The following is a 24,046-nucleotide window of genomic DNA, read 5'->3' as shown; positions in this document are numbered from 1 at the left end:
TTAGTTAACCATAATAACTCCATAATTGTAGTTATCTATCTAGTTAATGAGATCCCTCGTCGACTTACAAAATTTTGCGTTTAAAAAGTTTCTACAACATTGGCAATACGATCTTAATATATGAACTTAGCCCCTGTTAGGATTACCTTATTACAATGATTGAAACCTTTTATACATCCAGATCGTATATGAATTAGAGAGGAGCTTGAAAACAATATGAAGAAGAACCTGCTACTAGTTGCTTTTGTATTTTCTATTTTTTTACTACCTCAACAAGTCTTGGCAGTCGAGTTTTCCATTACAAACACAGAAATTAATGCACTTTTACAGGAAAATGGTGATGTGCAAGTTAAAGAACAACACACCTATCAATTTGATAGTGACTTTAATGGAATCACCCGGACATTGATACCGAAAGAACATACAGAAATAACAGACTTTCAAGCATTTGAAAATGACCGCTCTTTAGATATTGAACAAGAAGAGAATCTTTTTAAAATTTATCGAAGTGGTTCAGAAGAGGAGATCCAAATTGACCTCTCGTACACCATTACCAATGGAGTAGAACTATACACGGACTTGGGAGAATTTTACTGGCCTTTCTTTGACACCAATAACGAATCCACGTATCAAAATATGGATATTTTTATCCACCCGCCTCAGGAAACTGAAGATGTGCTGACATTGGGGTATGATGAAGCTTATGAAACTTCGAGTATAGCTTCAGATGGGATTGTGCATTTTGCAATGGGTGAAGTTGAAAGCGGGACAATTGGTGACATCCGTGTAGCTTATGATGCTTCACTTTTCCCCGCCGCGGATCTTAAAGAAAACAAGACAATTCGCGAAGATATTCTAGCAGATAAAGCTGAATTAAAGGCAAAACAAGAGGCTTACGAGAATAGACAAGATCTATTAAGCCGTATCTCCCCTTATATTGTTAGTGGCTTATGTATTTATTTAATCGCGCTAGTTATGATCGGATGGAGAAAAAAGAACAGCAGATTAAGAGAAGTAGAACGTAGCTTCATGCAATCACTATTCTTACCGAATCAAGGGTTGAGTTTACCAGCTACTATCCTTTATATAAGAAATATGTCAGTGAGTAGTGAATTGGTTTCGGCAGCATTATTGGATCTAGTTAGAAAAGGGTATGTTAAGCGAGATAGTGAAAGTAAATTTGTTGTCGTAAGTTCGAACACAGACTTTCAGCATGAAAAAATATTAATTGAATGGTTATTCCATAAAATAGGTGAAAAAGGTGTATTCTCCTTAGCAGATCTTGATGCCTATACAAAGAACAAAGATAACCATTCGACATACCACAGTGACTTTGGCAAATGGAGGGAAGCTGTAAAAGAAGAGGTAAAACAGAACCACCTGTTTGAAAAGAAAAAAGGAGTTCGTTGGACAGCTGGTATTGTCAGTCTTTTAATCATTCCCTTTATTATCATGCTAGGTGTACATTCTCTTTTCATGTGGATGATTTTCTCTATCTTTCTAAGTTTCTCCTTATTGCTATTCGCTATATTCTACCAACCTCAAACTATTCAAGGGGTTAGGATCAGACAACAATGCAAACAGCTCAGCTCCAATTACGAGAATATCAGTGAAAACGATTGGAATGAATCGATGAGTGATGAACATATGCAAGCATATATTTATGCAATCGGTACAGGTAATAAGTCAATGCAGAAGAAATTCGAACACCTTAGTAATAATTTGTCCCCAACCTCTAAAGCTGATAGTAGCTTGCAAACAAATGACATAGTGATGTTTATGCTTATTGCGAGTGCAATAAATAATCAATTTGACAAGGCTGATTCGACGGTGTCCGCTACTACTAGTAATAGTGGAAGTGTTCCTGGCGGCGGAACAGGAGTCGGTGGCGGCGGTGGAGGTTCAGGTGCCTTCTAATAATAACAAAGGTTTCGATCCTAAATTAAGTGATCGAAACCTTTTTATTAATTTAGTAATAACATTCTCACGTTACTAAAATAAATCCCTTATCAAATCATTTACAGTGTCTATGTTCAAAAGTAGTATATAGCTCCCTCTACTATGATTAAATTGGATATAACGCAAACTTAATCAACCAATAAATTTAACCCCCTCTCTATATATGTGCTTTAATGACATCCCATTTTTTACTATGATGATGGATCATATAAACAAGCCCTCACCTTGTCGTCTGAAAAAGGTTAAAGCCTTCGTATAATTTAGTAGGAATCAGAGAAAATAAAAAGTAAGTATCGTTGAAACTTGGTAGCAATACTCCTACAAATAACAAAGTAACCATGGAGGTGTTTTACTTGAATCAGCCTTACCGGTGCCCTAAATGTAAAACAAACCGTTCACGTTTTAATGTGATTGAACAAGTTGTCAAACCAGTAAAATTAAACTCAGCTACTGGAGAAGTGATCAATAATTACGAGCAGGAACCGTTAGAAGCTTTTCATGTCGCCTACAACGGCCCTACTAGGAGAATACAATGCGGTGTATGTGGCTTAATTGAAGATGAAAACACCTTTATTAAGTATGCTCAAACAACATAAATAAATCATGGAGGATGAATAAAAATGACCAAAAATCGCAAAGGACCAAAACAGCAGGAACAACCTAATTTATCCCAAAACGTACAACAGCCCTACGGTGAACCATTAGCAGGATCGCATAAAGTAAAAAATAAAAACCATTCCCGACAAAAACATGATGCATCACACGACATGTGAGAACCCTATTCAATACGAGGCACTTGCGGTAGGAATTACTCTACAATCTGGACCAACTGCGAAACAAAAAAATACTGCATGTCAATGCAGAATTTTTGATCAAAGTTGTTACAGCTCACCTTCAGAAGTGATGTTTGGCTAATTAAAACAGCCCCCCTACCATAGTTCAACAAAAGAAATCATCTAAAGTCCTTATGTCAGAAGGGATTTAGATGATTTGCCTTTTTGATTCTACTATGATTTAATTATATTTAACGTAAACTTAAGATATTATCTGATTTAGCTTGGAACACTACTTTTTAAACCAAGTGCAGCTTTAATTTTCAGTGCTACTTATAAAAATTGGTTAATACATTTTATTCATCTATAATTTGTATCAGCCTCTTAATTCTAATTCAACAATCGCACCCACTAGTACTTTTTACTGTTTTCCTTCAATTGTTCACGTATTTTTTTTAGTTCCTCAGTCTGCTCAAGGATATTATTATTAACTTTTCTTATTACATCATATATTCCAAAAATACCAGCAAAAATTAAAATTAAAAACAGTATTTCCATTTCGTTTCCTTCTTTCAATTATTAATATTTTACTAGCGCACCCTCTAGCTTAATAAGAATTAAAGCAAGAAATAGTCTAATTATTTAATTCCTCATTTATTTGTTGCAAATGGTGAACAAGATTGTACTTATCCCAATAATATAAGTGCCCTTTAATTTCTCTAATTGACTAATAGGTTCCTTTAGCTGAGATTCTTGTATATCTTTTAAGTTCTGAATATCCTCCAGTGTATCTTCAAATTGCTTTAATATTTTCTTCAAAAACCCTTCACCCTATCAGATAAAATTGAATACTTATGTATTTACTATTTTACAATAAGAAAAAATAAACACGAGCTAACGTTCCTATTTGTTTTTGGAATATCTCACTGTTACCTGCTCGTTAGCTCAATATCTTATTACACTATTTAACATAATATTCCATATTTCTTTTCTAAAAATAACGTTATTTCTTATTAACGACTGCTTCAAATGTAATTGATTGATTTGACTTAGTTGGATATTGTCCATATTGATAATCTGCTGATATTACAATATCTTCAAACCCTACCTGTTCAAGAAGAATTTTAAACTCTTCAATTCCATACCAACGAAGTGGAAAACGTTCTAATTCTGTTTGTATTAGTGAACCACTTCGCCACTTTTCATAGCGGTTGTGGGAGATTGTGTACTGATTGATATAGTCTACTTCGACTATCTTAGTTTCTAATGTAATCATATCATCATTTTTAGTTTCCCATGTTCTTGTTGAAACTTCGTCGATTTTTAAATCAGTTTGCAAAAAAGTATCTATAATAAGCCTGCCTCCATTTGAAAGATGATCATAGAAATTCTTTAATGCTTGAATAGAATCTTCTCTTTTGTGTAGTAATAGGAATGTTCCAGTTGGCACAATAATAGCTTCATATTTTGTATCTAATGAAAATGCCTCCATTTTCTCTTTAAATAATTTTGGGTTAAACCCTCTTTTTTCACAGTTATTACGACATATCTCTAACATTTCTGCTGAAACATCGAAGCCATCAACGTTCAATCCTTTTTCTAAAAGTGGAATAAGTATGCGACCTGTTCCAACTCCTGGTTCAAGAATGTTACCCTCACAAGATGCTAACCTATCACTATAAAATTCTACATCTCCAAATGAAAGGCCAACATATTTGTCCAAATCATAAACTTCTGAAGAAAGTTTACTGTAATAACCTAACATGAAATCATCTCCTTCTTGTTTATTCCTTATTAAACTCTTCTGCCTCGTTAGTTCAATTTCTTTGTAATTTATAATTTTTACATAATACCCCAACAATTCATTTGCAAAAAGAAAGGACAACAAATAAAGATAGTCTTGGTTCAATTCTAGCAACTGTTAGTTATACATAAAGACCTACACAATTATTGCATATTATATAAATGAAGTGACAATAAGTAATTATTTCTTACCTTTTAGTTCTAAAAATATAGGTCCTATATTTAGTAAGATAGAAACAATTGTCAAAAACCATAATGCTCTTTCCATACCAGGTACTACATCCGACAAAGCTGCCCAATCTTCCACTTTTACCCATCGAGATACAAGCCTGTATTCTGCACAAAGTGTTAATGCTGTAAATGATAATCCCATCGCCATAGCAAGCTTATAATCCTTTCCTGCTTTATACATGTAAAGATTTATAAAAGTTGCTACTATAGCAATAACCCCTAATATTACCCACATAACTATACCTCCATATTTTTATTTATGTCCTGTAATAATACTAATGTGCTTCATCTCAATTTTTTTGCATGACTTTTTTATTGGGCTTTAATAAGTCTAATATTATTTCACAGTAATTGCTCATTCCTTTGGTGATTTCTTATTAAACAAATCTTTCACTTTAGTTTAAGTACATTTTTCACAAACTCATTTATATCTTAACATAAATATCCAATACTGGAATACTGCATGTCAATAGAGGATTTTTACCGAAAATTTAAATTAATCTCCAAAAGTACTGTTTGACTTTCCCACTATGATTAAAAATGAGTTCCATACAAAAAAATTGCCTACTCCCACTTGTACTAATGGAAATAGGCAATTTACGATTCTATCTATTAAGATGATCAAGTATATAAGCTTTCATTTCAATATATGGCATTTTTCCGCATATCCTCGTCGAACAACATCGAATAAATACATTTCCTGCGGTTTCCCAGGAAATATTAATTTTAATTATTTCCTAATTCATCTCGCCATTGTAATAAGTCTGTTTTCTCTGCATTTGTAATTTCATTATTTTCAACTAATGCTTCAGCTAAAATATCAAAGTTAGTAATCGTTGTAAAAGGTATGTTAGCATCCTTAAATTGTTTGTCTGCTTTTCTTAATCCATAACTAAAGATAGCTAATACACTCAAAACCTCAGCACCTGCTTCTTGTAACACAAGTGCACTTTCAATAGATGATCCACCTGTAGATATAAGGTCCTCAATTACGATGACTTTATCTCCTTGTTCTACCTTACCCTCTATCTGATTTTGTTTACCATGTCCTTTTGGTTTGGATCGTACATATACCATTGGAAGATTTAAATAATCTGCTAGCCATGCAGCATGAGGTATTCCTGCGGTGGCACAACCTGCAATCACATCTGGTTTTTCTTCTAATTGATCAATTATTTCCACGAATTGTTTTACGATTTGTATTCGTACATCTGGGTAAGACATCGTTAATCGATTATCACAATAGATGGGAGAATGAATACCAGATGTCCATACGAACGATCGGTCGGGACGAATTTGAATGGCATCTATCTCATATAGAGCATTGGCAATTTCTTTTGATTTAAGCATTTCCCCACTCCTCTACTACTCGGCTATAATTAGCTTTTGGATTTTCTGCCTGTGTAATACTTCTGCCTATCACTAGATAATCCGCTCCATTTTGTTTCGCAAATTGAGGGGTTGCTACTCGTTTTTGATCATTCTGATTAGACTCAGTCAATCTAATTCCTGGTGTTACGGTTAAGAAGTCATCACCACAAGCTTGTTTAATAATTGGTACTTCATGTGCTGAACAGACAACACCATCTGCACCGCTATTTTTGGTTAATAATGCTAGACGTTTAACGGCATCGTCTACTGATTGATTGATATATAATTCCTCTTTTAATGTTGACTGATCCATTGATGTCAGAACAGTTACCGCAATTAGTTTAGGAACTTTACCATCCGCCCCTGCTTCTAGTCCTCTCTTTGCTGCTTTGATCATTTCAGACCCTCCTGAAGCATGAACGTTGACAATATCAACCCCTAAGGTAGCTAAATTAAACATGGCTTTTTCTACCGTTGTCGGAATATCATGGAGTTTCAAATCTAAAAAAATCGGATGTTTATGTCCTTTTAGCCAATCAATCATTTCCCTGCCTTCACGATAAAATAACTCCATTCCTACTTTTACAGGTACTCCATGTAAGTCATGCTTCTCGATAAATACTTTCACATCATCTGCTGTACGAAAATCTAATGCGAGGAAAAATGGTTGTTCCATTACACATGCCCCTTTCCTATTGCGTCTTCCACTGAATCAAATCCATATTGCTTTAACACACTTGGTAAATCATTCATTATCTCAGGGCATGCAAGTGGGTTTTGAAAATTAGCCGTTCCCACTGCTACAGCATTAGCACCTGCTAAAAGAAATTCTAAAACATCTTCCGCTGTAATGATTCCACCCATTCCAATAATCGGAATATCGAGTGATTGACGGACTTCATAGATCATCCGAATCGCAATCGGTTTTATTGCTGGACCTGATAACCCACCAGTTTGATTGGCAATAATCGGTTTGCGCTGTTTTAAATTTATTTGCATTCCTGTTAGCGTATTAATCATCGATAAACCATCAGCTCCGGCATCTGCTACCGCTTTTGCCATTTCTACAATATTAGATACATTCGGAGATAATTTAACATAAACCGGGTAGTCACTTGCTTCTTTTACCTGATAAGTTACTTCTTTCGCAAGTGACGGATCCGTTCCAAATTGGACACCACCCTCTTTTACATTAGGGCATGATATATTTAGTTCTAATGCAGCGATATCTTCTGAACGATTCAATGTTTCGGTAACTTTGACATATTCCTCTACCGTACTACCTGCAACATTTGCAATAACTGGTGTGTCATATGATCGTAAAAAAGGTAACTCTTCTTCGATAATTTTTTCAACACCAGGATTTTGTAGTCCGATCGCATTTAACATACCACTAGATGTTTCGGCTACTCGTGGAGTCGGATTCCCGAATCTTGCTTCACCTGTTGCTGCTTTGACGATAATTGCTCCCAATTCACTTAAATCATAAAACTGACTATATTCTTTACCAAAGCCGAAACAACCAGAAGCAGGCATGACAGGATTTTTTAACGTTAAGCCAGGTAATCTTGTCGTTAAATTCATGATAAGATCACCTCATTTGCTGAAAATACTGGTCCATCCTTACATATTTTTTTCGATTGTTTAGGATCTTGTTTTAAAGGTACAACACATGCATAACATGTACCGACACCACATCCCATTCTCTCTTCTAAAGAAATGTAGCCGTTGTACCCCTCTAATTGATGCGAAACAGCCTTTAACATTGGGGTTGGTCCACAAGAGAAAAAGTAATCGAAAGTAGGATTTATTTCATCAATAATATCTGTAACAAAACCTTTTGTTCCATAACTACCATCGTTTGTTGCAATATACGTATCACCTAACACTTGAAACTTTTCTTCATAAAAGATTTGATCTTTCGATTGGAAACCCAGAACACTCGTCACCTTTACTCCATTTTCCTTGAGCGTTTTTGCTAGATAGTAGAGCGGAGGGACTCCAATCCCTCCACCAACTATTAAAGCTTGATCTATTGCTAACTGATCAATTGGGTAATAGGAGCCACATGGCAAAATAACATCAAGAGTGTCTCCTGCCTGACATTTACTTAGTTCACGCGTTCCAGCCCCAAATATTTTGAATATGATCGTAAAAGTTTCTGCCTGCGTGTCAACCCCTGCGACAGAAACTGGTCTGCGCAACATATGATTCGTTAAGGCGATATGCACAAACTGTCCAGGTTTTAGTTCTTTTGCTAAAGGTGATTGCAATACCACTTCAAAGGTATCTTCTGCAATTTGCAGATGACTGTTTATTTTCAGCAATTGTTTCGTGATCACAGTACAATCGCCTTCCCTTCTACTGCAGGCTTGGCAGTAAATGTTGTCGAATCAATTACATTAACGATTGCTTCTGCAGTATCTAAGCTGGTTAAACATGGAATACCATGCTCTACCGCTTCACGACGGATTCTAAAACCGTCTGAGCGTGGTTTCTTACCAGAAGTCAACGTATTAATAACGACTTGTACTTCTCCTTGCTCAATAATCGAAATTACGTTTTTACCTTCTGCTCCAACTTTACCAACTTCTGTGACAGGGATATTTAATTCTCTAATCGTTTTAGCAGTTCCTTCTGTTGCATAAAGATGGAAGCCTAGTTCAAAGAAGCGTTTCGCAATTTCCGATGCTTCGCCCTTATCTTTATCAGCTATCGTAATCAGGATTGCTCCTTCCATCGGAATCTTTAACCCAGATGCCGTTAGACCTTTATATAATGCTTTTTCTAAGGTTCTGTCACGTCCAATTGCTTCCCCTGTTGATTTCATTTCAGGTCCAAGCATTGTATCGACACTACGTAACTTTTCAAAAGAGAATACTGGTACTTTAACTGAAACTGTTTCTGACTCAGGTAGTAAGCCTTTTTGATAACCCATGTTTGCCAGTGATTCACCAATAATACAGCGTGTAGCAATATTGGCCATTGTTACACCTGTTATCTTACTTAAAAACGGAATCGTCCGGCTTGCTCTTGGGTTCACTTCTAGTACATACACTTCATCGTGGTGCACGACAAATTGAATATTTATAAGTCCTTTGACACCTAATTTTTCCGCTATTTTTATCGTAGTGTTTACACATTTTTGCTTAATATCATCTGATAATCGCTGCGAAGGATAGACGGCAATCGAGTCACCAGAGTGTACCCCAGCACGTTCAATGTGCTCCATTACACCTGGAATGATCGTTGTTTCCCCATCACTGATTGCATCGACTTCCACTTCAATTCCAGTCAAATATTTATCGATTAACACTGGATGCTTATGCTTAATATGGTTTGTTTTCGCTAAATAGCTCTCCAATTCATCTTCACTATAGACAATTTCCATCTGACTTCCACCAATTACATAGGATGGGCGTACTAAAACTGGATAACCGATCGAGGAGGCTGCTGCTTTTGCTTGATCTAACTGACGCACACTTTTACCTTGTGGTTGTGGAATGTCTAATTCTTGTAAAAGTTGTTCGAATTTATCCCGATCTTCCGCTGTATCTATAGCTGTAAGTGGAGTACCTAATATTCTTACTCCGCGACGTTCTAACCCTTCCGCAAGATTGATAGCTGTTTGACCTCCAAATTGAACAATTACTCCTTCTGGTTTTTCTAAATCAATCACATGCATGACATCTTCTAATGTTAATGGCTCAAAATATAACTTGTCTGACACACTAAAGTCAGTTGAAACTGTCTCTGGGTTACTATTCATAATGATTGCTTCATAGCCAGCTTCTTTTAGTGCTAGTACAGAGTGAACCGTCGCATAATCGAACTCAATCCCTTGACCAATTCGGATTGGACCAGAACCGATCACTAATACTTTATTGCGGTTGGTTACTACCGACTCATTTTCCTCTTCATATGCACTGTAGAAATAAGGTGTTTCCGATTCGAACTCTGCTGCACAAGTATCTACCATCTTATAAACTGGTAAAATATCTTCTGCTTTTCTAAGCTGATACACTTCATCTACATCGACATTCCAAAGGCGAGCGATGTGTGTATCCGACAAACCTAGTTTTTTTGCTTCTTTTAGCAGGTCAAGATTTTGCGGAATATCCGCTAATTTCGCTTCAAAGTCGATAATCTTCTTTAATTTTTCTAAGAAAAAGCGGTCTATTTTGGTTAATTGAAATATTTCTTCAACTGACATCCCTTGTCTCAATACTTCTGCTAATACATAAATTCTTTCATCATCAGCATGTACTAAGCGTTCTTTTAACAGTTCTATTGATTCATTTTCTAAGACAGGCAAGTAGAAATCTTCACCACTAATATCCAGTGAACGTATTCCTTTCAATAAGGACTCTTCGAAATTACGGCCGATCGCCATTACTTCTCCTGTCGCTTTCATTTGAGTACCGAGCTTCCGGTTACCCAATACAAACTTGTCAAATGGAAAGCGTGGGAATTTCGTCACAACATAATCTAATGCTGGCTCATACATCGCATAAGTAGTTCCGGTAATTGGATTCATGATTTCATCTAAACTCATACCGATCGCGATTTTAGCGGCAATCTTGGCAATTGGATAACCTGTTGCTTTTGACGCTAAAGCTGACGAACGGCTCACCCTTGGATTTACTTCAATAATATAATATTGGAAGCTGTTCGGATCTAGTGCTAATTGAACGTTACAGCCTCCTTCAATTTCTAATGCGCGAATGATTTTTAAAGAGGCAGAACGTAACATTTGATATTCACGGTCGCTCAAAGTTTGTGATGGCGCAACGACTATGGAATCTCCCGTATGAATGCCGACTGGATCAATGTTTTCCATGTTACATACAACAATTGCTTGATCATTTTTGTCGCGCATGACTTCATACTCTATTTCTTTAAAACCTGCGATATTCTTTTCAATCAAACATTGGTTTACTGGTGATAATGCTAAGCCATTTCTTGTTATTTCTTTTAAATCTGCTTCGTTGTAACACATACCACCACCGGTACCGCCTAGTGTGTACGCTGGTCTTACTATTAGTGGATATCCGATTTCTTCTGCAAAATCTAATGCTTGATCTACTGTGTTGACAATTTGACTTTCTGGTACAGGCTCATTAATTTCATTCATTAAAGTTCTAAATTTTTCACGATCTTCTGCCTGTTGGGTCGCATCCAGCTTCGTACCTAATAATTCTGCTCCATACTCTTCTAAAATACCTGATTCATCTAAAGCAACAGCTAGATTCAAGCCAGTCTGGCCACCAAGCGTTGGCAATACAGCGTCAGGACGTTCTTTACGAATGATTTTAGATAGAAATTCTACAGTTAAAGGTTCCATATATACCGTATCCGCAATCGTGTGGTCGGTCATAATCGTTGCTGGGTTGGAGTTTGCTAGAATAACTGTATAACCTTCTTCTTTCAATGACTGACATGCTTGTGTACCGGAATAGTCAAATTCTGCTGCTTGTCCAATCACAATTGGACCTGATCCGATTACTAAAATCTTTTGAATATCCGTTCTTTTTGGCATTAGACTTCCTCCTTCTGTGCTGTTTGATAGCTTGCGATATTTTCCATAAATAGGTCAAATAAATAGTTCGTATCATCAGGACCTGGTGAGTTTTCCGGGTGATATTGAACCGAAAAAGCTGGATATTCGGAATGTTTAACTCCTTCCACGGTTTTATCATTTAAGGCGATTTGCGTAAGCACTAAATCTGTTTGTGCAATCGATGATTCGGTGACTGCATACCCATGGTTTTGCGAAGTTAAATAAGTTCGTTGTGTTTCAAAATCATAGACTGGATGGTTGGAGCCACGATGGCCAAATTTTAATTTTTCTGTATCTGCTCCACATGCTAAAGACAATAGTTGATGTCCTAGGCAGATCCCGAAAGTTGGAACAGTAGGAATTACTTTTTTGATCATTTCAATAGCTTCGGGAACATTCTTAGGATTACCAGGACCATTCGTTAGCATGATGCCATCCGGCTTCAGGCGCAAAATATTATCTGCACTGTAGTTGTAAGGTACGACTGTAACATGACAATTACGTTTCGTTAATTCTCGTAAAATTCCATGCTTCATCCCAAAATCGACTAATACAATCCGGTATCCTCTTCCTGGTGAAACATACGGCTTTACAGTAGAAACCTGCTCTACTTGGTTTGTTAACAGATTTGCTTGTTTTAATTTCTCCAAAGCTTCTTTATCTTCAGCACCTGCTTCTGTTAAAATGCCACGCATTGTACCATGCTTACGCAATATTTTCGTTAGTTTTCTTGTATCAATTCCAGAAATGCCTGGTATATTATTTGCTTTTAAATACTCATCGAGGTTTTCATCACTACGGAAGTTGGAAGGCATTTCAGCATATTCCTTTACTATAAATCCAAAAATGGATGGCGTAATCGTTTCAAAATCATCTCGATTAATGCCATAGTTTCCGATAAGCGGATATGTCATCGTGACAATTTGACCACAATAGGAAGGATCTGATAATATTTCTTGGTAACCTGTCATCCCCGTATTGAATACAACTTCGCCCATACTTTCTTCTAATGAACCAAATGCATCCCCATGAAAAACGGTACCATCTTCTAAAATAAGCTGTCTTTTCATTCTGTTGCCTCCTCATAAGCAATCTGACCTTGATAAATCGTCATAACTGGTTTTCCCGTTACTTCCCATTTGTCAAATGGTGTATTTTTTCCTTTCGATACAAACGTATCTTTATTTATATTTTCATTTGTTTCGAGATCGAGTAGTGTTAAATCGGCACTAGCACCAACCTCCATTCTTCCGTATGGTAGCCCGAAAGTATCTGCTGGTTTTACGGTCAACCAATCAATGAGCTGTTTCAGTGTAAAGATTCCTTTTTGGACAAAATGGCTATATAGAAGAGAAAATGCTGTTTCAAACCCAACAATGCCAAATGGTGCTTCTTCCATACCGTTTGCTTTCTCCTCAGCAGTATGCGGCGCATGATCTGTTGCAATAAAATCGATCGTTCCATCTAGTAAGCCTTCGATAAGTGCCGCTTGATCTTCTTTTGCACGTAAAGGTGGGTTCATTTTAAAATTCGCATCATTTTCGGTAATATCATTTTCATTGATTATTAGATGATGTGGTGTTACTTCTGCTGTTACACGAATCCCTGCTTGTTTCGCATCGCGGATTACGCGGACAGATTCTTTCGTACTGACGTGGCATACGTGATAATGACATCCCGTTGCTTCTGCTAGAAGAACATCACGGACAATTTGAACAGACTCACAAATCGAAGGTATTCCAGGTAAACCTAATCGCTGGCTCACTTGACCTTCGTGCATCACGCCGTTGTGGATTAAGGTATTTTCCTCACAGTGAGCAACAATAGGCATGTCAACAGCTGCTGCTTGTGTCATCGCCTGGAGCATCATATCAGCTGATTGAACACCTACACCATCATCTGTATAAGCAAAAGCTCCCGCTTGCTTTAATGCCTTCATATCCGTTAACTTGTTTCCTACAAGTCGTTCGGTAATCGATGCATAAGGCAATACTCGAATTTCTGCTGTTTCTTTAATTCTGTCCTGGATGGATTGTAGCACTTCAACAGAATCAGGTGTTGGTTGCGTATTAGGCATCGCACATACTGTTGTATAGCCCCCACGTGCTGCTGATTTTGTACCCGTTGCAATCGTTTCTTTAGCCTCACCACCTGGCTCTCTTAAATGAACATGGACATCCACAAATCCTGGAGTAACCAAGTTGCCATTACCATCGATTCTTTCTGCTCCTGGAACTTCTATGTCGGTTCCAATTGCTTTAATTTTTCCCTCTTCTATCAAAATTTCACACGATTGTACTTTACCATTATCCGATAATTGCTTGACGTTTGTTAAAATTTTCTTCACTGAAGTTGCCTCCTTGGTTCAAAAGTGTCTCCATTACTGCCATTCTTGCTACTACACCATTTTTCATTTGTTTAAAAATTCGAGATCTTTCACATTCTACTAAGCTAGAATCTATTTCTACTCCTCTATTCACAGGTGCCGGATGCAAGATTATCGCATGCTTTTTCATGCTTGCTTCTCGTTCTGTCGTCAATCCGTATTTCTCCAGATAACTTTCTTGTGGCAGGCTGAATTGACCCTGATGTCGTTCATGCTGAATACGCAGTAACATCAGAACATCCGCTATCTCGATAGCTTCATCCATCGATACATATGGAAAAGCTAATGAGTTATCATGCCATTCTTCCTTACCTGTTAGATAGACCTCACATCCTAATGTGGAAAGGGCAATTGCATTAGATCGAGCAACTCGACTATGCTTGATATCTCCAGCAATCACTACTTTTAATCCATTAAATTGTTTATATTCCTGATAAATGGTTACAAGATCAAGCAGGCACTGTGTTGGGTGCTCGCCTGTCCCGTCTCCTGCATTAATAACAGGGATGGATAAAGATTCGGCTAATTGTTTCGCAATATTCTCTTCTTGATGTCTTAAAACGATAAAGTTTGCCCCAATCGCTTCAAATGTTTTTGCTGTATCATAAATACTTTCACCCTTCGTTATACTTGAGACGTCTGCCATAAAGTCTAATGGTTCAATTCCAAGTTTTCTTTCTGCTACAACAAAACTCATCTTAGTGCGCGTACTAGGTTCAAAGAAAAGGTTAGCGGCAAAAAATTGTCCTTTTAGTGGATTTCCGCCTGTCTGACTAATATGATTTGCTCTTTTTACCAATTGCAGTATTTCTGTTGCTGTTTGATCCTTCATCGTCACAAAATGCTCCATCTTTACATCCTCCCCATCTTTTTTTATTGAACACTTATTCTTCATCTTCAGGTGCTGCAAACATATTACCATTGCCATAACCTGATTCTTTCTCAGGTAAGATAAGGTTTAAAATCAAACCAATTAAGGCTGAAAGTGCCATGCCTGCGATAGTCACATCTACATCTCCGACCGGTATGTTTACATATGCTCCACCTATACCGATTACTAAGATAACTGACGAAATGACTAGATTTCGTTTAATTCCAAGGTCGATGTTGTTATCAATCAGCATTCGTAATCCACTTGAGGCAATAATACCGAACAACAGGATTGACACACCGCCCATTACTGGGGTAGGAATAGATGCTATCAGTTCGGTAATAATCCCGATAAATCCGAAAATAATCGCTAGTACTGCTGCTCCACCGATAACAAACACACTAAATACTCTCGTTATTGCCAATACGCCAATGTTTTCACCATAGGTTGTATTTGGCGGCCCTCCTAATAATGAGGCAATAATCGTTGCTACCCCATCACCTAATATCGAGCGATGTAATCCAGGCTTTTTAATAAAGTTTTTGCCTGCTACTTTAGATAACACCATTTGATCACCGATATGTTCTGCTACCGTTACAACTGCAACTGGTACCATAAGTAATACGATACTCCAGCTAAACACATCGGCTGGATTAAACGTAACAAACGGGATAACAAAATCGGGTACTAAGAATATAGACTGAACCATCTCACCAAATGAGTTACTGGAAACTATTTTATCCCATGCAGCTTGTACGCCACTGGCATCTAAAACCTTAACATTGGTGATGGCAGATATAATGATTGAGTAAACATAACCAGCTATGATCCCAATTAAGATCGGAATAAGTCCGAAAAATCCTCTAAATAATAAGGAGCCAATAACCGTGATCAGCAACGTTACAATGGCTGCACTGAAGTGAACACCGCTATATTCACCGTCTACGTTCATTGCCATATCAATCGCAGTTGGAGCTAACCCTAATCCAATCACAATAATGACTGGTCCTACTACGATCGGTGGTAATACTTTTATAATCCAATCCGTTCCAAAAGCAGCGATCAGTAACGAAAGTGCTCCATACACAACACCTGCAAGGAAACTTCCAATCATGACTCCGCCAGGTCCACCTATCGCCATCGCACTTGTGATCGGTGCTATAAAAGCAAAGCTGGAACCTAAATAGGCCGGAATTTGACCTTTTGTAATTAGTAGGTATGCTAGTGTACCTAAACCACTGGATACTAAAGCGACCGCTGGCGATAATTCTGTTAGAAACGGTACTAAAATTGTAGCGCCAAACATGGCAAATAAGTGTTGTATACTGAACAGTAACCATTTTGATAATTTCGGTACTTCTCTGACATCTAGAACCATTTTTTTCTCTGACATTTCTCTCTCTCCTTCTTTTCGGATAAAAAAAACCTCTTTGCTGGTCGCAAAGAGGTAGACGTGTAGTATAAAAGGTACACGTATCCTTTAAATGCGACCTTGCAAGCATCTCTGTACTTGTTTAAAGGTCTTATTCTTTTTCATAAATACTGACACTATCTTTTTGATCTATTTCTTCCAACTCAACCGTAATAATTTCATTTTGGGATGTTGGAATGTTTTTTCCAATAAAATCTGCACGTATAGGCAGTTCACGATGTCCCCGATCAACTAAGACAGCCAGTTGCATTTGAGATGGTCTTCCTTGATCCATAATGGCATCCATTGCAGCTCTCACTGTTCTCCCTGTGTATAAAACATCATCTACTAAAATAACATTTTTACCTGTAACTTGTTCTTTTAGGTTGGCTTCATTTAGTGTTGGTTCCTGATCGTCAGCATGTGATAAATCATCACGGTAAAGCGTAATATCCAATTCTCCAATCGGAACCTTTACACCTTCGATATCTTGAATCCGTTCTTGAAGCCGTTTGGCAATCGGAACTCCTCTTGTTTTAATACCTACTAACATCAATCCTTCTACACCTTTGTTTCGTTCGAGAATCTCGTGGGCAATTCGTGTCAGTGCCCTTCTCATTGCCGGTGCGTCTAGTACATTTGCTTTTTTATTCATCATAAAAACCTCGCTTTATATTACTTATTAAGACCTATTTAGAGATTGATCGTCATTTATCTTTTTATTCCAATAAAAAAATCCTTATTCTTCGTGAGAGAACAAGGATTTTGGACATACTTGTGGTATGTTGATCCGTTTCCTTTTCAGCCTCACGGGACTGTTTTAAAAGGTCTTTATGATATTGGTTATATTATGTCAAAAACGGCAAGCGAAGTCAATAACTTTTTCGGATATTTTCTAATACCTTCGCAAATTTATCTGGTAACGGTGCCTCAAACTCCATCTGCTCTTGCTTGACGGGATGTTCAAAGCTTAGATGATATGCATGCAATGCTTGACCATCTACATCAATTGTTTTCCGTTGACCATATTTCGGATCGCCAACCAATGGGTAACCAATATATTTCATATGCACACGAATCTGATGGGTTCTTCCAGTTTCTAACACGCATTTCACAAAAGTGAATTTCCCATGAAGTCTTTCGATTACTTCAAAATGTGTCACAGCATCTTTGCCTTTCTCCGTAACATCCATTAATTGACGATTTTTTTCGCTTCGTCCTATCGGAGCATCGATCGAACCATATTCATGCGGAATATCCCCATGAACAATTGCTTTATATGCTCTTTTAATTTTTTTCTCTTTCAGTTGCTCTGCTAATCTTTCGTGTGCAACATCATGTTTAGCTACTACTAATAAACCACTCGTATCTTTATCAATTCGATGGACTATCCCAGGTCTTTTTACACCATTAATACCTGATAAATCATCACAGTGATACAGTAAAGCATTGACTAAAGTATCTTCCTGATGGCCAGCTGCTGGATGAACGACCATTCCACTCTTTTTATTAATGACAAGTATATCTTCATCTTCATATACGATATCAATTGGTATCTCTTTTGCCACTACATCTAACGGTTCTGCTTCCGGTACTTGCCACTCAATTTGATCCTCAGTCTGGCATTTATAGTTTTGTTTCACGGACTTACCGTTTACAAGCACTAAGTTTTTATCAAACCAAGTTTTAATTTGTGATCTGGAATAATCTTCTGTAATGTCGACTAACAGTTTATCTATCCGTGTTCCTTGATCACTCGCCTTAACTACATAAGAAAACTCGCTCATTTCTGGTTGCTCCTTTTTTTGTTTCTCTCATCTAAAAATGTATAGATGAAAATAGCGATAACTCCTACTACCAATGCGGAATCAGCAATATTAAAGATTGGATAATCATATGTACCGATATAAACGTCAAAGAAGTCGACTACTTCTTTTCGGAACAGGCGATCAATAAAATTGCCAATTGCCCCGCCTAATACAAAAGCTAATGCTAGTCTTAACCACTTACTCTCCTTACCATACTTTTGGATGTAAAAAATAATAAAACCAATAACAATCACGGTAATGATATAGAAAAAGAACATTTGACCTTGCAATATCCCCCATGCTGCACCAGAATTTCGGTGTGATGTTAAATAAAAAAAGGGTTCAATAACGGTGATTCGTTCTCCAATTTCCATATTTGTTACGATGAGCCATTTTGTTAATTGATCAACAATGACAACTACTAATGCTATTACATATACTCTCCACATAATATACCTCCGACATTTCATTAAACGACTACTTAAATACCCATCATATTATACCATTATCTTCCCATTAAAGAAAACTTGTAATACAACTAAGCTACAAACAAGACTTTATCTTATTAACAATCTTCGCAGTACGCATGTACTGTGTAACAAATTGTCGTTGTGCTTAAACAACATTAATGTGCTAAACAAAAAGAGGCTGAGACAAAAGTGTAATTAGATAGGAAAAATCCGAACATTAAAGTCTAAGTACACATACCGCTTCTGCAAAATACTTCGCTTTCCGTGGGCTTACTTGAGCTAACTGTGTGAAGAAAAGCACTTCACACAGTGGATCTTCGGCTCGTGCTCGTCATAAGGAGTCTGCGTATTTGCTTACGCTAAGTTCAGATTGTTCGAATTCTCATTCTACCTATTTAGTTATGTCCCAGCCTCTTTTTGTAGATGATAACACCTAGACCTTATTCAAAATCATAATATTAACAATTTGTTGCCAAATCGATAGAAGTACGTCCTCATCATCATGAAGGATACAATGTACCAGAAAACCTATAATAATGATATCGAACATATATAGCCACTTTATATCGACTTGAAATATTTTCTGTAGCTCCTTTGAAACAGTATTCTCCTCAATAATTTGCTTCCGCATTGCTTGAAACTGTTTTTTATAGTTTTCATCTTGAAAGCACTTTGATATCCATAAAAACATAATGGCATGTTCTGAAGACTTTTTCTTAGACGTTTGGATTAGATGATGCCCGAATAGGTTGATATTTTCTTGAAATGACCGTTCATTACAGTATGAAAACTCAACAAGGCTATGATTTAAGGAATATAAAAATGCTTCTTTCATCAAGTCGTCAATATTTGAAAAGTAGTAATAAAAGGACCCTTTACTACTTTCTGCCTTTTTAATTACCTTATTAATAGTTAGTTTTTCAAGACCATGTTTCATAATTAGATCAATTGTTGCTTGAATGAGATTTAGCTTTGTCTGACTAGTATACATTATTGCCCTCTTTGTTTATTAATACTTTCAAAATATGATTTTAAATCCACCTTACCATGGGATTCAGCAACAACATTATGTGTCATCATATAAAAGATAAATAGAAACAAATTGTATTGCTTTCTATTGATAACCCTTAACAATGGTAAGCTGATTTTAACTAACCATTCAGGAACTGTAGTGATTTTTTCCTTTTTACTAACTACCTTTAAAGCTAATTCAGCCATCTCATGATAAGTGTAAACATCTGGTCCCCCAACCTCAACGATTGAGTTTTCTTTAGAAAATGCATAAACACAAACATTAGCAAGGTCATCTCCATGAATAGGATTCATTTTATTTAAACCCTTACCAAATAGAAACACTCTTCCTTTTCGAGCCATGGTTAAGAATTCAGTCATATCAGAGTAATAGCCTGTTGGATTGATAATAATATGATGAACAGAACTATGCTTCAGTTCATTTACAAATCTCTGCTTTGCTTTAATTAAAGTAGAGGGACATTTATCAGCTCCATGTACATTAATATACATAAATCGTTGGACCTTACTTCGTTCTGCTTCTCTCAATAAATTAAGATTCCCTTTAAAGTCTACATCCATGAATGTTAAATTGTCCTTTTGCTTTGTTATGCCTACTGAAGAAAAAACGAAATCAACATCTGTGCATACATCTTTAATAGATTGTGACCTAGTAACATCTCCAATAACAATATCATCAACATAATCATAGATAGAAGGAGAAGAAAAAGCACCCTCTTGATTTAACTTATCTTGTGATCTCACCAATACTTTTACATAATAACCTTTTTGTTTTAATGCTTTTACAACATATCGTCCAAGGTAACCGGTAGCACCCGCAACTAATACTCGCTCCATTACTTATCAACTCCTATAGACTATTTGGTCTAACCTCATTTTAGACCAAATAGTCTAAAATAACAATAATAAAAATGTTCAATTTTTTCTTACCTAAAACGTATTAACAGATTTCGATCAACATCATTTGGAATAAGTATTAGTATTCCAGGAATGAACAGTTACTTAACAATCTGGTACGTTCGCGGAAATCAATCACCTATAAATAAAACTATTTACTTTAATTACATTCTCTCACATAAGATTATATTTGTTGTATAGTCACTGGCTATTACGATATTTCTATGTGGAATAGAAAAGCAACTATCTTTTTGTGGAAGATAGTTGCTTTAATATTACTATTCTACAAGGTCGGCATAGTTTTCTTTTACTACCGTTGCACAACGTGTACATAATGTCGGATGATCTTGATCTTCACCGACTGTCTCTGAAATCACCCAACAACGTTCACAGGTTTCCCCTTCATGTTTACTAATTTTCAATGTAACATGTTCAAACGTTTGACCATCTGTTAGCTCATCTACTAGTTCCACATGAGAAACAATTAACAATTGATGTAGATACGGTACTTCAGCTAATAACGTTGCTACCTTATCATCATTTGCTTTGATAGTTACAGAAGCCTCTAATGATTTACCAATTACTTTTTCTGCACGCGCGTCTTCTAATGCTTTCAAAATATCATCACGTACATTCATAAATTGTGACCATTTAGCAGCTAATTGCTCTTGGTCTTTGATTTCTCTTGCTTCTGGCATATCCGTTAGCTGTGGACTTTCTGCTTCCACACCTGGGATATAGCTCCACACTTCTTCCATAGTATGAGTTAAGATCGGTGTTAGCAATTTCACTAAGGAAGTGATGATTTCATGATAAACTGTTTGAATGCTACGTCTTCTATGATCATCCTCTGCTTCAATATAGAGAATATCTTTTGCAAAATCTAGATAGAAGGAGCTTAAATCAATCGTACAAAAATGATGAATCGTTTGATATACCGTTGAGAAATCATATTCGTCATATGCTTTGCGTGATTTGTCAATCACTTGTTGCAGACGATATAACATATAACGGTCGATTTCTTCCAATTGTACTTCTTCTAGACGGTTTTCTAGGGTGAAATCAGATAAATTACCTAGTAAGAAGCGGAACGTATTTCGAATTTTACGATATCCTTCTGACGTTTGTTTAATAATCTCATCGGAAATACGAACATCTGCCTGATAATCAACAGAAGCTACCCATAAGCGCAGAATATCTGCACCGTATTGTTTCATGATTTTAGAAGGCACAACTACATTTCCTACTGATTTACTCATTTTACGACCTTGGCCATCTAATGCGAAACCGTGACTGATTACTGTTTCATATGGAGCTTTACCTGTTACGGCCACAGCTGTTGAAATTGATGAGTTAAACCAGCCACGATACTGATCAGAACCTTCTAAATAAACGTCCGCAGGTCGTTGTAGATCTTCTCTTCCTTCCAATACGCCTTCATGAGAGCTACCAGAGTCAAACCATACGTCCATGATATCCATTTCTTTCGTAAATTCTCCATTTGGACTGTGTTCAGAAGAGAATCCTTCCGGTAGTAAATCTTTCGTATCCCACTCAAACCAGATATTAGAACCATGCTCTTCAAATAGTTTGGCAACATGATTGATCGTTTCGTCATTAATGATTGGTGTTTTATCTTCACCGTAAAATACTGGGATTGGCACGCCCCACGTACGTTGTCTAGAAATACACCAATCTTCACGATCACGCACCATATTAAATAGTCGCGTTTCACCCCATTTTGGCAACCAGTTAATCCGGTTAATTTCCGCTAGAATATCTTCTCGGAAATCTTTAATCGATGCAAACCACTGATTAGTCGCACGGAAAATCGTTGGTTTTTTCGTACGCCAGTCATGTGGGTAGGAGTGAGTAATAAAGTTAAGTTTTAACAGCGCATTGTTTTCCTCGAGTTTTTCGGTTACTTGTTTGTTAGCTGCATCATAGAATAGCCCTTCAAAACCTGGTGCTTCGTCTGTGAAAACTCCTTTTTCATCAACCGGGCACAATACATCTAAACCATATTGCTTCCCGACAATAAAGTCATCTTCCCCATGACCTGGAGCAGTATGAACAAGTCCTGTACCACTTTCCGTAGTTACGTGCTCACCTAAAATAACTAAAGATTCACGTTCATAGAAAGGATGCTTTGCTACTAGTTTGTCAGCTTCCTGACCTTTAAATGTTTTAACTACTTCTGCTTCTTGCCACTCAAGTGTATCTTTTAAATCACTTAACATATCATGTGCGACAATGTATTTTTCTTCAGCTTCTTTAACAACTGCATATTCCAGATCAGGATGTACCGAAATTGCTAGGTTTGCTGGAATTGTCCATGGTGTCGTTGTCCAGATGATAAATTTTTCATCTCCATCTAATAAATCTTTACCATCTTTCACATCAAATGTTACATAAATAGATGCTGAGCGCTTATCTTGATACTCAATTTCCGCTTCTGCTAAAGCAGACTCTGATGATGGAGACCAGTAAACAGGTTTTAGCCCTTTATAGATATAGCCTTTTTTGGCCATTTCTCCGAATACTTTAATTTGTGCTGCTTCATAGGACTTGTTTAATGTAATATAAGGATTTTCCCAGTCTCCTCTGACACCTAACTGTTTAAATTGATTGCGTTGATTATCAATTTGCTTTAATGCATACTCCGCACATTTTTGTCTGAATTCCGCAATGGTCATTTTTTTGCGGTTCACTTTCTTCTTAGCAAGTGCTTGCTCGATTGGAAGACCGTGTGTGTCCCAGCCTGGCACATATGGTGCGTGGAATCCTGCCATTGATTTATATTTGACAATAAAATCTTTCAATACTTTGTTTAGTGCATGCCCCATATGGATGTCTCCATTGGCATATGGAGGTCCATCATGTAATACGAACAATGGTTTCCCTTCTGTTCGCTGTTGTACTTTTTCATAAAGATTTTCTTCATCCCACTTTTTCTGCATTTCCGGTTCTTTGTTAGGTAAATTACCACGCATCGGAAATTTCGTTTGTGGCATTTTTAATGTTTGTTTATATTCCAATTTAACTCCTCCTTATTCTGATTTGCAAAAAACTACGAACTAGTAAAATGTTTGTTGAGCGGACATTTTGTGCGTTATTTGACGGAATAACAACCGTTTTTCAGTGTTGACGGACATATAATCCCTTATTTGGTTATTTTTCGAGAGAATTAGCCTTATTTTCGATGAATAACGGAACAAATGTTCGTAATTATCCTGGGATTACGTTATCCCGCAGTTTATCGATTTTGTTCACCGTGTTAAAGGGATCTGAAACAAAAAAGAACTCCTCATCCCGGAAAGGGACGAGGAGTTCTCGCGGTACCACCCTTATAGATAACAGTATTCGTTGTGCTATCCACTCAGTAATTCGTAACGTGAATCACTCGTTTACACCTACTCTATTCAGTGTAACTACTCATGGGTGATCTTCTATTTAGGTACTAAGTTAGGCTTA

Annotated in this window: 22 protein-coding genes and 1 other annotated feature (1 of these 23 only partly in view); of the genes, 3 read left to right on the top strand and 19 right to left on the bottom strand. The window is 36.9% G+C overall.

The genetic code is table 11. The features are described from left to right. Positions 1 to 216: 216 nt before the first annotated feature. The 3 genes from GHT08_RS03245 to GHT08_RS03235 all read left to right on the top strand — a co-directional run bounded on the left by GHT08_RS03245 (position 217) and on the right by GHT08_RS03235 (position 2,732). Complete coding sequence (locus GHT08_RS03245) at positions 217 to 1,917, top strand: DUF2207 domain-containing protein (protein ID WP_163579743.1); 1,701 nt, start codon at positions 217 to 219, stop codon at positions 1,915 to 1,917. A gap of 395 nt (positions 1,918 to 2,312) precedes the next feature. Continuing rightward, positions 2,313 to 2,555, top strand: coding sequence for a DNA alkylation repair protein (locus GHT08_RS03240; protein ID WP_163579742.1), 243 nt, complete (start codon positions 2,313 to 2,315; stop codon positions 2,553 to 2,555). 24 nt (positions 2,556 to 2,579) lie between these two features. Continuing rightward, complete coding sequence (locus tag GHT08_RS03235) at positions 2,580 to 2,732, top strand: small acid-soluble spore protein P (RefSeq protein ID WP_153836518.1); 153 nt, start codon at positions 2,580 to 2,582, stop codon at positions 2,730 to 2,732. A 411-nt stretch (positions 2,733 to 3,143) separates the two neighbouring features. On the opposite strand, the gene GHT08_RS22105 is transcribed toward GHT08_RS03235, so the two are convergent. The 19 genes from GHT08_RS22105 to ileS all read right to left on the bottom strand — a co-directional run bounded on the left by GHT08_RS22105 (position 3,144) and on the right by ileS (position 23,610). Beyond that, positions 3,144 to 3,290: a hypothetical protein gene (locus GHT08_RS22105; RefSeq protein WP_238343493.1), complete on the bottom strand. Its 147-nt coding sequence runs from the start codon at positions 3,288 to 3,290 to the stop codon at positions 3,144 to 3,146. Positions 3,291 to 3,386: 96 nt separating this feature from the next. After that, positions 3,387 to 3,551 carry a hypothetical protein gene (locus GHT08_RS03230; RefSeq protein ID WP_238343492.1) on the bottom strand — a complete coding sequence of 55 codons (165 nt, stop codon included), beginning with the start codon at positions 3,549 to 3,551 and terminating at the stop codon, positions 3,387 to 3,389. Positions 3,552 to 3,735: 184 nt separating this feature from the next. Beyond that, the gene (locus tag GHT08_RS03225; protein WP_163579741.1) at positions 3,736 to 4,497 is read right to left on the bottom strand and encodes a class I SAM-dependent methyltransferase; all 762 of its coding nucleotides are present in this window, start codon (positions 4,495 to 4,497) and stop codon (positions 3,736 to 3,738) included. 219 nt (positions 4,498 to 4,716) lie between these two features. After that, positions 4,717 to 5,001, bottom strand: coding sequence for a hypothetical protein (locus GHT08_RS03220; protein WP_163579740.1), 285 nt, complete (start codon positions 4,999 to 5,001; stop codon positions 4,717 to 4,719). Between the two features lie 491 nt (positions 5,002 to 5,492). Then, positions 5,493 to 6,116 carry an orotate phosphoribosyltransferase gene (pyrE, locus tag GHT08_RS03215; protein ID WP_163579738.1) on the bottom strand — a complete coding sequence of 208 codons (624 nt, stop codon included), beginning with the start codon at positions 6,114 to 6,116 and terminating at the stop codon, positions 5,493 to 5,495. Beyond that, the gene (gene pyrF / locus GHT08_RS03210) at positions 6,109 to 6,813 is read right to left on the bottom strand and encodes an orotidine-5'-phosphate decarboxylase (RefSeq protein ID WP_163579736.1); all 705 of its coding nucleotides are present in this window, start codon (positions 6,811 to 6,813) and stop codon (positions 6,109 to 6,111) included. Before pyrF ends, pyrE begins: the two co-directional genes overlap by 8 nt. Continuing rightward, positions 6,813 to 7,721: a dihydroorotate dehydrogenase gene (locus GHT08_RS03205; RefSeq protein ID WP_163579734.1), complete on the bottom strand. Its 909-nt coding sequence runs from the start codon at positions 7,719 to 7,721 to the stop codon at positions 6,813 to 6,815. The genes pyrF and GHT08_RS03205 overlap by 1 nt, the downstream gene beginning before the upstream one ends. After that, complete coding sequence (locus GHT08_RS03200) at positions 7,718 to 8,479, bottom strand: dihydroorotate dehydrogenase electron transfer subunit (protein WP_163579732.1); 762 nt, start codon at positions 8,477 to 8,479, stop codon at positions 7,718 to 7,720. Before GHT08_RS03200 ends, GHT08_RS03205 begins: the two co-directional genes overlap by 4 nt. Continuing rightward, positions 8,476 to 11,676, bottom strand: a complete 3,201-nt coding sequence (gene carB, locus GHT08_RS03195; RefSeq protein ID WP_163579730.1) for a carbamoyl-phosphate synthase large subunit — start codon at positions 11,674 to 11,676, stop codon at positions 8,476 to 8,478. The genes GHT08_RS03200 and carB overlap by 4 nt, the downstream gene beginning before the upstream one ends. After that, positions 11,676 to 12,767 carry a carbamoyl phosphate synthase small subunit gene (locus tag GHT08_RS03190; RefSeq protein ID WP_163579728.1) on the bottom strand — a complete coding sequence of 364 codons (1,092 nt, stop codon included), beginning with the start codon at positions 12,765 to 12,767 and terminating at the stop codon, positions 11,676 to 11,678. The genes carB and GHT08_RS03190 overlap by 1 nt, the downstream gene beginning before the upstream one ends. Continuing rightward, entirely contained in the window at positions 12,764 to 14,044 is a 1,281-nt protein-coding gene (locus GHT08_RS03185; protein WP_163579725.1) for a dihydroorotase, read from the bottom strand. Before GHT08_RS03185 ends, GHT08_RS03190 begins: the two co-directional genes overlap by 4 nt. Continuing rightward, on the bottom strand, positions 14,004 to 14,933 hold the full coding sequence (locus GHT08_RS03180; protein ID WP_163579723.1) for an aspartate carbamoyltransferase catalytic subunit: 930 nt from the start codon (positions 14,931 to 14,933) through the stop codon (positions 14,004 to 14,006). The genes GHT08_RS03185 and GHT08_RS03180 overlap by 41 nt, the downstream gene beginning before the upstream one ends. 34 nt (positions 14,934 to 14,967) lie before the next feature. Beyond that, positions 14,968 to 16,347 (bottom strand): solute carrier family 23 protein, encoded by a 1,380-nt coding sequence (locus GHT08_RS03175; RefSeq protein ID WP_163579722.1) that lies wholly within the window; start codon positions 16,345 to 16,347, stop codon positions 14,968 to 14,970. Between the two features lie 130 nt (positions 16,348 to 16,477). Then, positions 16,478 to 17,020 (bottom strand): bifunctional pyr operon transcriptional regulator/uracil phosphoribosyltransferase PyrR, encoded by a 543-nt coding sequence (gene pyrR / locus GHT08_RS03170; protein ID WP_163579719.1) that lies wholly within the window; start codon positions 17,018 to 17,020, stop codon positions 16,478 to 16,480. Positions 17,021 to 17,237: 217 nt separating this feature from the next. Further along, the gene (locus GHT08_RS03165) at positions 17,238 to 18,152 is read right to left on the bottom strand and encodes an RluA family pseudouridine synthase (protein WP_163579717.1); all 915 of its coding nucleotides are present in this window, start codon (positions 18,150 to 18,152) and stop codon (positions 17,238 to 17,240) included. Next, a complete protein-coding gene (gene lspA, locus GHT08_RS03160; protein ID WP_163579715.1) occupies positions 18,149 to 18,622 on the bottom strand; it encodes a signal peptidase II in 474 nt (157 codons plus the stop codon). The genes GHT08_RS03165 and lspA overlap by 4 nt, the downstream gene beginning before the upstream one ends. Positions 18,623 to 19,076: 454 nt before the next feature. Beyond that, the gene (locus GHT08_RS03155) at positions 19,077 to 19,634 is read right to left on the bottom strand and encodes a TetR/AcrR family transcriptional regulator (protein ID WP_163579714.1); all 558 of its coding nucleotides are present in this window, start codon (positions 19,632 to 19,634) and stop codon (positions 19,077 to 19,079) included. Continuing rightward, on the bottom strand, positions 19,634 to 20,512 hold the full coding sequence (locus tag GHT08_RS03150) for an SDR family oxidoreductase (protein ID WP_163579712.1): 879 nt from the start codon (positions 20,510 to 20,512) through the stop codon (positions 19,634 to 19,636). The genes GHT08_RS03155 and GHT08_RS03150 overlap by 1 nt, the downstream gene beginning before the upstream one ends. 338 nt (positions 20,513 to 20,850) lie before the next feature. Continuing rightward, positions 20,851 to 23,610: an isoleucine--tRNA ligase gene (gene ileS / locus GHT08_RS03145; RefSeq protein ID WP_163579710.1), complete on the bottom strand. Its 2,760-nt coding sequence runs from the start codon at positions 23,608 to 23,610 to the stop codon at positions 20,851 to 20,853. Between the two features lie 277 nt (positions 23,611 to 23,887). Then, positions 23,888 to 24,046: a binding site (T-box leader), on the bottom strand; it runs 60 nt beyond the window's last position.

Origin of the sequence: Gracilibacillus saliphilus (assembly GCF_010994085.1) — a bacterium.
GTDB classification, from domain to species: domain Bacteria; phylum Bacillota; class Bacilli; order Bacillales; family Amphibacillaceae; genus Gracilibacillus; species Gracilibacillus lacisalsi.
The sequence above is the reverse complement of the archived record's forward strand: the minus strand, read 5'-3'. Positions and strand labels throughout refer to the sequence as shown.

Coding starts and splice junctions, on each gene's coding strand:
- lspA (WP_163579715.1), bottom strand. CDS start 18,622: ATGTGGAGAGTATATGTAATAGCATTAGTAGTTGTCATTGTTGATCAA.
- GHT08_RS03220 (WP_163579740.1), bottom strand. CDS start 5,001: ATGTGGGTAATATTAGGGGTTATTGCTATAGTAGCAACTTTTATAAAT.
- GHT08_RS03190 (WP_163579728.1), bottom strand. CDS start 12,767: ATGAAAAGACAGCTTATTTTAGAAGATGGTACCGTTTTTCATGGGGAT.
- carB (WP_163579730.1), bottom strand. CDS start 11,676: ATGCCAAAAAGAACGGATATTCAAAAGATTTTAGTAATCGGATCAGGT.
- GHT08_RS03150 (WP_163579712.1), bottom strand. CDS start 20,512: ATGGAGCGAGTATTAGTTGCGGGTGCTACCGGTTACCTTGGACGATAT.
- pyrF (WP_163579736.1), bottom strand. CDS start 6,813: ATGGAACAACCATTTTTCCTCGCATTAGATTTTCGTACAGCAGATGAT.
- pyrR (WP_163579719.1), bottom strand. CDS start 17,020: ATGAATAAAAAAGCAAATGTACTAGACGCACCGGCAATGAGAAGGGCA.
- GHT08_RS03205 (WP_163579734.1), bottom strand. CDS start 7,721: ATGAATTTAACGACAAGATTACCTGGCTTAACGTTAAAAAATCCTGTC.
- GHT08_RS03165 (WP_163579717.1), bottom strand. CDS start 18,152: ATGAGCGAGTTTTCTTATGTAGTTAAGGCGAGTGATCAAGGAACACGG.
- GHT08_RS03175 (WP_163579722.1), bottom strand. CDS start 16,347: ATGTCAGAGAAAAAAATGGTTCTAGATGTCAGAGAAGTACCGAAATTA.
- GHT08_RS03225 (WP_163579741.1), bottom strand. CDS start 4,497: ATGTTAGGTTATTACAGTAAACTTTCTTCAGAAGTTTATGATTTGGAC.
- GHT08_RS03235 (WP_153836518.1), top strand. CDS start 2,580: ATGACCAAAAATCGCAAAGGACCAAAACAGCAGGAACAACCTAATTTA.
- GHT08_RS22105 (WP_238343493.1), bottom strand. CDS start 3,290: ATGGAAATACTGTTTTTAATTTTAATTTTTGCTGGTATTTTTGGAATA.
- GHT08_RS03245 (WP_163579743.1), top strand. CDS start 217: ATGAAGAAGAACCTGCTACTAGTTGCTTTTGTATTTTCTATTTTTTTA.
- GHT08_RS03180 (WP_163579723.1), bottom strand. CDS start 14,933: ATGGAGCATTTTGTGACGATGAAGGATCAAACAGCAACAGAAATACTG.
- GHT08_RS03155 (WP_163579714.1), bottom strand. CDS start 19,634: ATGTATACTAGTCAGACAAAGCTAAATCTCATTCAAGCAACAATTGAT.
- pyrE (WP_163579738.1), bottom strand. CDS start 6,116: ATGCTTAAATCAAAAGAAATTGCCAATGCTCTATATGAGATAGATGCC.